A 9,685-nucleotide genomic window follows, 5' to 3' on the forward strand; every position below is an offset into this window, starting at 1 on the left:
ACAGCCCCGGCAGATCATCATCATCATTCGCATCACGGACGTCCTCGTCGCCTTCATCTGGTTCGGCCGGAAAGAGCGGGAAGGCATCGCGCGCTGGCAAAGGTCCGGGCGTCAAGCGTGGCCGTGGTGCGGCCTTTGTCCGCGCCCGAACCCTGTCAGGCGGCTGGCGGCACAGTGCGGCCGGAGTGCGCCGCGTCGTCGTCAAAACCCGGTACGTTCAGAGCGCGGGGAAGAACGGCAAAGGGGCCGCCCATCTGCGCTACATCCAGCGCGATGGAACCTCGCGTGATGGCGAACGTGGCCAGCTCTATTCGGCGACCGACGATCGCGCCGATGGAGATGCCTTTCTTGATCGCGGCAAGGATGATCGCCACCAGTTCCGCTTTATCGTTTCGCCCGAAGATGCCGCCGATCTTTCCGATCTCACCGAGCACACCCGCGATCTGATGAGCCGCATTGAGGGCGATCTTGGCACGAAGCTCGATTGGGTGGCGGTCAATCACCACAATACCGGCCATCCCCATGTCCATGTCATTGTTCGGGGCAAGGACGATCTGGGCGAGAACCTGGTCATCAATGGCGATTATCTTGCAAATGGTATTCGTGAGCGGGCCAGCGAACTGGTCACGCTGGAACTTGGACCCGCCACCGAGATCGAGCAGATCCGCAAGTTGACTGCCGAAATCGACCAGGACCGCTTCACCCGGATCGACCGGGCAATGACCGAAGAAGCCGATGAACGGATCCTCGATCTGCGCCATGATCCCGACGACACGCGCCGCCAGTTCAACCGCACGCTTCGCCTGCGCCGTCTCGCCAAACTGGAAAAGATGAGGCTGGCAACGGAACATGCACCCGGCGTCTGGGAGCTTGGCGCGAAGATGGAACCAGCGCTGCGTGAACTCGGTGAGCGCGGTGACATCATCCGTAACATGCAAGAGGCGCTGAAGGCCGATGGGCAGGAACGTGATCCGATGACCTTCCAGCTTCACGATGCCGCACCCGCGGCACCCATCACCGGCCGCGTCGTCGACAAATATCTGACCGATGAGATGGGTGAAAAGCTGACCCTCGTGGTCGACGGGATCGACGGGCGCACGCACCATCTTCCCGGCATTGATCCGGCCCGCGTCGAAGATGCCCGGATCGGCAGCATCGTGGAAGTCGGTCCCGCCGATACAGCACAACGTCCCTCTGATCGCACCATCGCTGCGATCTCGGAAAATGGTATCTACCGACCGAGCCGCCACCTCGAACAGGCGAAGTTCGAGGGACGTGTGCCGGGTGGCGACTATGAGGGCTATGTCGATGCCCATGTCCGGCGATTGGAGTCGCTACGCCGGGCCGGGATTGCCGAGCGGATCGACGCCGACCAGTGGCGCATCCCCGAAGACTTCGAGAGCCGCGCCACCGCCTATGATGCCGGTCGCAACCGGCAAGCCAGCATCCGTGTCGTCTCGACCTTCGATCTGGAAAAGCAGATCGGCGCCGATGGCGCGACCTGGTTGGACCGGCGATTGGTCACACCGGACGCCTCTGACCTTACCCCGGCAGGGTTCGGCCAGCAGGTGCGCGAGGCTATGGACCAGCGGCGTGAACACCATATCGCACAGGGCGATGCCACGCGGCAGCAGAATGGACGCATCCTCTATCGGCGCAACCTGCTCGCCAATCTGCGAGAAAGGGAAGTGGCCCGCGTCGGTGCGGAAATGGCCAGCAGCAAAGGCTTGCCGTTCCGGGCGGCTGCCGATGGCGAAAATATCAGCGGCAAGTTCACCGGGACCGCACATCTATTGAGCGGCAAGTTCGCCATTGTCGAAAAGAGCCACGAGTTCACTCTTGTCCCATGGCGGCCAGTGATCGACCGCCAGCTCGGCCGCGAGGTTGCGGGCATCGTGCAGGGTGGATCGGTATCGTGGCAAATGGGGCGAACACGAGGGCTCGGGATTTGAGCCTTTGCCGATCTGGCACCTCGCAAATTGTTCTGTCGACATCGGCATCTGAAAGGGCCTGTCCGATGTGCCGCCGATAGTATCCGGCAACACGGCACCCCTGCTTTTCCTGTTGCCGCTTTCGAAAACGTCTATTCTTTGATCGGCTCCGACTCTCTTGCCGATTGGAGCCTGTATGCGTGGTGGCCGAATACTCTGGGGCCAGATCATTGTTGTATTCACCATTGTCCTGGTGATGGTCTGGACTTCGACACAATGGGTGGCCTTCCGCCTTGGCTTTCAGCCCCAGCTCGGCAATCCGTGGTTCGATGTTGCGGGATGGCCGGTCTATTATCCTCCGGCCTTCTTCTGGTGGTGGTTTTCCTATGACGCCTATGCGCCCGGTATTTTCACCGAAGGCGCGTTCATCGCCACGTCCGGGGCGTTGTTCGCTATCGCCGCCGCTTTTTTCATGTCGATCATCCGGGCGCGCGAGGCGCGCAACGTCGCCACCTACGGATCGGCCAGATGGGCCGAGGACAAGGAAATCCATGCTGCCGGACTGCTCGGTCCCGATGGCGTGGTCCTTGGCAGGCACAGCAAGGACTATCTCCGGCACGACGGCCCCGAGCATGTCCTTTGTTTCGCGCCCACCCGATCAGGCAAAGGCGTCGGTCTCGTTGTGCCGACGCTGCTGACCTGGCCGGGAAGTTGCATCGTGCACGACATCAAGGGTGAGAACTGGAATCTGACGGCCGGCTTCCGGTCCCATCACGGCCGCGTCCTGCTGTTCGATCCGACCAATGTGCATTCCGCAGCTTACAACCCGCTGCTGGAAGTCCGTCAGGGGGAGTGGGAAGTCCGCGATGTCCAGAACATCGCGGATATTCTGGTCGATCCCGAGGGCAGTCTCGACAAGCGCAACCATTGGGAAAAGACCAGCCATTCGCTACTGGTCGGCGCCATCCTGCATGTTCTCTATGCCGAGAAGGACAAGACGCTGGCGGGGGTCGCGAGCTTTCTGTCCGATCCGCGCCGTCCGGTCGAGGCGACCTTGCGCGCCATGATGGACACGCCGCATCTGGGCGAAGCCGGTGTGCATCCCGTCATCGCCTCATCGGCACGCGAGCTGTTGAACAAATCCGAGAACGAACGCTCCGGCGTGCTGTCCACGGCGATGTCCTTTCTCGGTCTCTACCGAGATCCGGTCGTGGCCCACGTGACGGCCCGCTGCGACTGGCGCATTGCTGATCTGGTCGGAGCAAAAGAACCGGTCAACCTCTACCTCGTCGTACCGCCCTCGGACATCAACCGGACCAAGCCGCTGATCCGTCTGATCCTCAATCAGGTCGGGCGGCGGCTGACCGAGGAACTGGAAACCACCGGAAAACGCCATCGTCTCCTGTTGATGCTGGACGAGTTCCCCGCGCTCGGGCGGCTTGATTTCTTTGAATCGGCGCTCGCCTTCATGGCCGGCTACGGCCTCAAAGCGTTCCTGATCGCGCAGTCGCTCAACCAGATCGAGCGGGCCTATGGACAGAACAACGCCATTCTCGACAACTGCCATGTGCGTGTCGCCTTTGCCGCAAACGATGAACGCACCGCCAAGCGGATCAGTGATGCGCTCGGCACGGCCACGGAAATGCGCGATTCCACCAACTATGCGGGCCATCGCCTCGCGCCCTGGCTCGGGCATCTCATGGTTTCGCGGCAGGAAACAGCGCGGCCGCTCCTGACACCGGGCGAGATCATGCAGCTTCCGCCAACCGACGAGATCGTCATGGTAGCGGGTGTGCCGCCCATCCGCGCCGCCAAGGCGCGCTACTATGCCGATGCGCGGCTTCAGGAACGGGTGCTGCCGCCGCCCGATCTGCACAAGCAGTCGGTGAAGATGGAAACATCGGCACCAGACGACTGGACGAGCCGTGTTGTTGCGGCCGCGGCCGGCCACGGACCCGCGTCGAACAGGTCCGACGACGATCCTGCCAATGCCGGTATCCGTCTTGAGCCGGAGCTTCCCGAACATGAGGAAATCATCCCGCCACCACCGCCGCCATCGCAGGAGTTCGATTTTCTCGATGATGAGCCCGACGTCGATGCCGCCAAAGCCCGTGCCATGCGTCAGCGGATGCGCATGGTCGCGCGGCAGGCGTCACTCGACCCAAATGACGGCATCGAGCTTTGAGAAGGAAGACAGGCATGACGAGTCGCACCCGCATGAATGTCTACTTCTCCCCGGATCTGCTGAAGCAGGTCGAGGGTCTGGCGCTGCGTCGCAATGTTTCAAAATCCGCAGTGATCGAGGCTGCGGTAGCATCCTTCCTGTCCGGTGACACGACCGAACGGCTGGAAGCCGCAATGTCGCGACGCCTGGATAAGCTTGGCCGCCAGTTCGATATGCTGGACGAAGATGTCGCCATCCTCGGCGAGACGCTTTCGCTGTTCGTACAATTCTGGCTCACCATGACGCCGCCGCTGTCAGATAGCGCGAAACAGTCGGCACGCATCAAGGGCAACGAGCGCTTCGAAGGCTTCATGCAGACGCTGGGCAAGCGCCTGGCTTCCGGCGACAGATTCCTGAAAGAGTTGTCGCGGGATATCGATTCGCTTCACGATCTTTCGTCACAAGGCCAGTCCGAAGCGGATGGAAACTAGCTCTGAACTTTCGATCCATCCTATTTGCCGCCTCGCGCCGCCGATGCCCGCACACGCGTAAACATCTGTTGAAACGGCCCTAAATCAGGTTCTTTTAATCGACCCCAATCCGGGGTCCGTCTTTTGCGCGTCCCGCCATGAATGGGGCCGCCATGACCGCATCACATCAGAAACCCGAGACGATTGCGCGCGGTGCGCGGATGCTGCGCACCGCGCTCGGTACATCGATTGCCCGCTTTCTGGAAGATCCAGCTGTGGTCGAGGTGATGCTGAATCCCGATGGCCGCATCTGGGTGGATCGGCTCTCCGAAGGTCTGGCCGATACAGGGGAGAGGCTGTCGGCGGCTGATGGCGAGCGGATCGTCAGGCTGGTCGCCCATCATGTTGGCGTCGAAGTTCATACCCGAAGTCCACGGGTCTCGGCCGAAATGCCTGAGACCGGAGAGCGTTTCGAGGGCCTGCTGCCGCCGGTGGTCGCAGCACCCGCTTTCGCCATACGCAAGCCCGCCGTCGCGGTGTTTACGCTCGACGACTATGTAAGCGCCGGAATCATGACCAGCGCTCAGGCCGAGGTGTTGCGCCTGAACGTCGCCACGCGCGCCAATATCCTTGTCGCGGGCGGCACCTCGACCGGAAAAACCACGCTGACCAACGCGCTGCTGGCAGAAGTCGCCAAGACTTCGGATCGCGTCGTGATCATTGAAGACACGCGCGAGCTGCAATGCGCCGCGCCTAATCTCGTCGCCATGCGCACCAAGGATGGCGTGGCGACCCTCTCCGACCTGGTGCGTTCGTCGCTGCGCCTGCGCCCGGATCGCATCCCGGTCGGCGAGGTGCGCGGGTCCGAAGCTCTCGACCTCCTTAAAGCCTGGGGTACCGGCCATCCGGGCGGGATCGGCACCATCCATGCCGGTTCCGGCATTGGCGCGCTGCGACGCCTCGAACAACTCATCCAGGAAGCCGTCATCACCGTCCCGCGCGCCCTGATCGCCGAGACAATCGACCTCGTCGCCGTTCTTGCCGGACGCGGCTCTTCCCGCCGGCTGGTCGAACTCGCCCGCGTCGATGGGCTGGGGCCGGACGGCGATTACGCCATCACGCATCCCATCACTTTGGCAACCACCCCGAAAGGAACCCCTTCATGATCCGCACGATTTCACGCGGCTGCCGCATCATGGCAACCGCCGCTGCCACTGTTTCCATCAGTCTGATGCTGGTGCCTGCCGCACACGCCTCCGGCTCCTCCATGCCCTGGGAGGCCCCGCTTCAGTCGATCCTCCAGTCGATCGAGGGTCCTGTCGCCAAGATCATCGCCGTCATCGTCATCATCGCCACCGGCCTCGCGCTGGCCTTCGGCGATACCTCCGGCGGCTTCCGCCGCCTGATCCAGATCGTCTTCGGCCTGTCCATCGCCTTCGCCGCGTCGAGCTTCTTCCTGTCGTTCTTCTCGTTCGGCGGCGGGGCGCTCATCTGATGGCGGGCGGGTTTGAACAGCTCGATGCGGTGCCGGGCTTCTCCATCCCGGTTCACCGGGCACTGACCGAGCATATCCTGCTAGGCGGTGCACCGCGTTCGATTGCCATCGTCAACGGCACGCTGGCCGGCGCCGTCGGCCTCGGCCTTCGTCTCTGGCTGGTTGGCATCGCCATCTGGGCGGTCGGTCATTTCCTCGCGGTATGGACTGCCAAACGCGATCCGCTTTTTGTCGAGGTGGGCCGTAGGCATCTGCGCATACCCGGTCATCTGTCGGTGTGAGGGCGCAGCCATGATGAACCTCACCGAATATCGCCGTACCGCTACCCGCCTCGCGGATTTCCTGCCCTGGGCCGCGCTGGTTGGCTCGGGCGTCGTGCTGAACAAGGACGGCAGTTTCCAGAGGACTGCGAAGTTTCGCGGGCCGGATCTGGATTCCGCTGTTGCCGCCGAACTGGTCGCGGTCGCCGGGCGTATCAACAACGCCGTGCGCCGCCTCGGCTCCGGCTGGTCGATCTTTGTTGAGGCACAACGAAGCGAAGCCGCGACCTATCCCGGCAGCCAATTTCCTGATCCGGCCTCCGCTCTGGTCGATGCCGAGCGCAAAGCTGCCTTCGAGGAAGCCGGCACGCATTTCGTGTCAGGCTACTTCCTGACCTTCCTCTGGCTGCCACCCGCCGAAGATGCGGCTCGCGCCGAGACCTGGCTCTACGAGGGCCGTGAGCAATCCGGCGTCAATCCATGGGAGCTGATGCGCGGCTTCATCGACCGCACCGACCGCGTGCTGGCGCTGCTCGACGGCTTCATGCCCGAATGCCACTGGATCGATGACGCGGGCACGCTGACCTATCTCCATTCCACGATTTCCACGAACCGCCATCGTGTTCGCATGCCCGAAGTGCCCATGCACCTCGATGCGCTGCTGGCCGATCAGCCGCTGACTGGCGGGTTGGAACCGCGCCTTGGTGACAAGCATCTGCGCGTCCTGACCATTATCGGCTTTCCGACAGCGACCACGCCCGGCCTGCTCGACGAGATGAACCGGCTAGCTTTTCCCTATCGCTGGTCCACCCGCGCCATCCTGATGGACAAGACGGACGCGACGAAACTCCTCACCAAAATCCGCCGTCAATGGTTCGCCAAGAGAAAATCCATCGCCGCGATCCTCAAGGAGGTGATGACCAACGAGCAATCGGCGCTGGTGGACACCGATGCGTCCAACAAGGCGCTCGATGCCGACATGGCCTTGCAGGAACTGGGCGCTGACGTCGCCGGCATGGCCTATGTCACAGCAACCGTCACCGTCTGGGACGCCGACCCCCGTATCGCCGACGAGAAGCTGCGTCTGGTCGAGAAGATCATTCAGGGCCGTGACTTCACGGCCATGCCGGAAACTGTCAATGCCGTCGATGCCTGGCTAGGCTCGATCCCCGGACATGCCTACGCCAATGTCCGGCAGCCGCCGATCTCGACGCTCAACCTCGCCCACATGATCCCTCTATCGGCCGTGTGGGCGGGGCCGGAACGGAACGAACATCTCGGAGCGCCCCCCTTGCTGTACGGCAAGACCGAAGGTTCGACGCCGTTCCGGCTTTCCCTTCATGTCGGCGACGTGGGCCATACCCTCGTCGTCGGCCCGACCGGCGCGGGCAAGTCCGTGCTGCTGGCGCTGATGGCGCTGCAATTTCGCCGCTATGATCGCAGCCAGATTTTCGCTTTCGATTTCGGGGGATCGATCCGGGCATCCGCGCTCGCCATGGGTGGCGACTGGCATGATCTCGGCGGTGGATTGACCGAGGGATCGGAGGTTTCCGTTTCCCTGCAACCGCTGGCGCGGATCGATGATGCCTATGAACGGTCATGGGCCGCTGACTGGATCGCCGCGATCCTGATGCGTGAAGGCATGATCATCACGCCGGAGGTGAAGGAGCACATCTGGACGGCGCTGACATCGCTGGCATCCGCCCCGGCGGGGGAACGGACCATCACCGGCCTTGCCGTGCTGCTGCAATCCAACGATCTGAAACAGGCGTTGCGCCCTTACTGCATTGGCGGCGCCTATGGCCGGTTGCTCGACGCCGAGGCCGAACATCTCGGATCAGCCGATGTACAGGCCTTCGAGATCGAGGGGCTGGTCGGCACTGGGGCTGCGCCTGCCGTCCTGTCCTATCTGTTTCATCGGATCGGCGACCGGCTCGACGGTCGGCCAACCCTGCTCATCATCGACGAAGGCTGGCTGGCGCTCGATGACGAGGGGTTCGCCAACCAGCTGCGCGAATGGCTGAAGACACTCAGGAAGAAGAACGCTTCCGTCATCTTCGCCACGCAATCGCTCTCGGACATTGACGGCAGCAATATCGCGCCCGCCATCATCGAAAGCTGCCCGACGCGGCTGCTTCTCCCGAATGAACGCGCCATCGAGCCGCAGATCACGGCAATCTACCGCCGCTTCGGCCTCAATGACCGGCAAATCGAGATCCTCGCGCGGGCCACGCCAAAGCGGGACTATTACTGCCAATCGCGGCGCGGCAATCGCCTGTTCGAGCTTGGCCTCAGCGAAGTCGGCCTCGCGCTCTGCGCCGCATCATCCAAATCCGATCAGACCCGTATCGCCGAACTCGTCGCCGAGCATGGGCAGGACGGTTTTCTCGCGGCCTGGCTGCGCCATCGCGGCGTCGAATGGGCCGTCGATCTGATCCCGAACCTCACAAATCTTGTCGAACGGACAGAGCCCGCTCGGCCGGTCGCGCCAGACCAAATCCATCCAGATGACAGCCAAGAAAAGGAGACCCTGCCATGATCCGTATCCCCGTTTCCCGATATGTCAGTGCATCCGTGCTGGCGCTGACGCTCGCCATGCCTGTTGCACTGTCGCCCATGCTGGCAAGCCCCGCTCACGCTTTTGGCTTCGGCCGCATCGTCTATGATCCGACCAACTATGCGCAGAACCTTCTGACTGCCGCACGTACGCTGGAGCAGATCAACCACCAGATCACCTCGCTTCAGAATGAAGCGCAGATGCTCATCAATCAGGCGAAGAATCTCGCCAGTCTGCCATATTCCTCGCTCCAGACTTTGCAGCAGAATGTCCAGCGCACGCAGCAGCTTCTGGCCCAGGCGCAGAACATTGCCTTCGACGTGCAGAACGTCGATCAAATGTTCCAACAGAAATACGGCAAGGTTTCGCTGTCCGCGACCGACGCCCAGCTCGTCGCCGATGCGCGGTCCCGCTGGCAGAATACGGTCGGCGGTTTGCAGGACGCCATGCGCGTGCAGGCTGGTGTCGTCGGAAATATCGACACCAACCGCGCTGAAATGTCCGCCCTTGTCGGGCAGAGCCAGAACGCCACCGGCGCGTTACAGGCGACACAGGCGGGCAATCAGCTTCTCGCGCTCCAGTCGCAGCAGCTTTCCGACCTGATCGCGCTGATGTCCGCCAATGGTCGCTCCGAAGCCCTGATCGAAGCCGAGCGTGCCACCGCCGCCGAACAAGGCCGCATCCAGCGCGAGCGCTTTCTGACGCCGGGATCGGGCTATCAGCCCGGCAATGCCCGGATGTTCGGCAACGGCAACAACTGACCGGACAAGAGGGGCGCGACATGGACGGCAAGATGCTGGCCCGGCTG

Annotated in this window: 8 protein-coding genes; all 8 read left to right on the plus strand. The window is 62.6% G+C overall.

Annotated features, from left to right (window positions below; translation table 11 throughout):
* Nucleotides 1-446 precede the first annotated feature (446 nt).
* The 8 genes from DOU54_RS27790 (at nt 447) to trbJ (ending at nt 9,638) form a co-directional block, all read left to right on the plus strand.
* Nucleotides 447-1,952, plus strand: a complete 1,506-nt coding sequence (locus DOU54_RS27790; RefSeq protein WP_502695865.1) for a DUF3363 domain-containing protein — start codon at nt 447-449, stop codon at nt 1,950-1,952.
* 175 nt (nt 1,953-2,127) lie between these two features.
* Nucleotides 2,128-4,116, plus strand: coding sequence for a conjugal transfer protein TraG (locus DOU54_RS00270; RefSeq protein WP_113730223.1), 1,989 nt, complete (start codon nt 2,128-2,130; stop codon nt 4,114-4,116).
* A 14-nt stretch (nt 4,117-4,130) separates the two neighbouring features.
* Nucleotides 4,131-4,586, plus strand: a complete 456-nt coding sequence (locus DOU54_RS00275) for a ribbon-helix-helix domain-containing protein (RefSeq protein ID WP_113730224.1) — start codon at nt 4,131-4,133, stop codon at nt 4,584-4,586.
* Between the two features lie 152 nt (nt 4,587-4,738).
* Nucleotides 4,739-5,731: a P-type conjugative transfer ATPase TrbB gene (trbB, locus tag DOU54_RS00280; protein WP_113730233.1), complete on the plus strand. Its 993-nt coding sequence runs from the start codon at nt 4,739-4,741 to the stop codon at nt 5,729-5,731.
* On the plus strand, nt 5,728-6,060 hold the full coding sequence (locus DOU54_RS00285) for a TrbC/VirB2 family type IV secretion system protein (protein WP_113730226.1): 333 nt from the start codon (nt 5,728-5,730) through the stop codon (nt 6,058-6,060). The genes trbB and DOU54_RS00285 overlap by 4 nt, the downstream gene beginning before the upstream one ends.
* Nucleotides 6,060-6,341: a VirB3 family type IV secretion system protein gene (locus DOU54_RS00290; protein ID WP_113730228.1), complete on the plus strand. Its 282-nt coding sequence runs from the start codon at nt 6,060-6,062 to the stop codon at nt 6,339-6,341. The genes DOU54_RS00285 and DOU54_RS00290 overlap by 1 nt, the downstream gene beginning before the upstream one ends.
* Nucleotides 6,342-6,351: 10 nt before the next feature.
* Nucleotides 6,352-8,859 carry a conjugal transfer protein TrbE gene (trbE, locus tag DOU54_RS00295; protein ID WP_113730229.1) on the plus strand — a complete coding sequence of 836 codons (2,508 nt, stop codon included), beginning with the start codon at nt 6,352-6,354 and terminating at the stop codon, nt 8,857-8,859.
* Nucleotides 8,856-9,638, plus strand: a complete 783-nt coding sequence (gene trbJ / locus DOU54_RS00300) for a P-type conjugative transfer protein TrbJ (protein ID WP_009450535.1) — start codon at nt 8,856-8,858, stop codon at nt 9,636-9,638. The genes trbE and trbJ overlap by 4 nt, the downstream gene beginning before the upstream one ends.
* Nucleotides 9,639-9,685 lie beyond the last annotated feature (47 nt).

The organism is Agrobacterium sp. MS2 (assembly GCF_003261015.1).
Taxonomy (GTDB): domain Bacteria; phylum Pseudomonadota; class Alphaproteobacteria; order Rhizobiales; family Rhizobiaceae; genus Agrobacterium; species Agrobacterium pusense.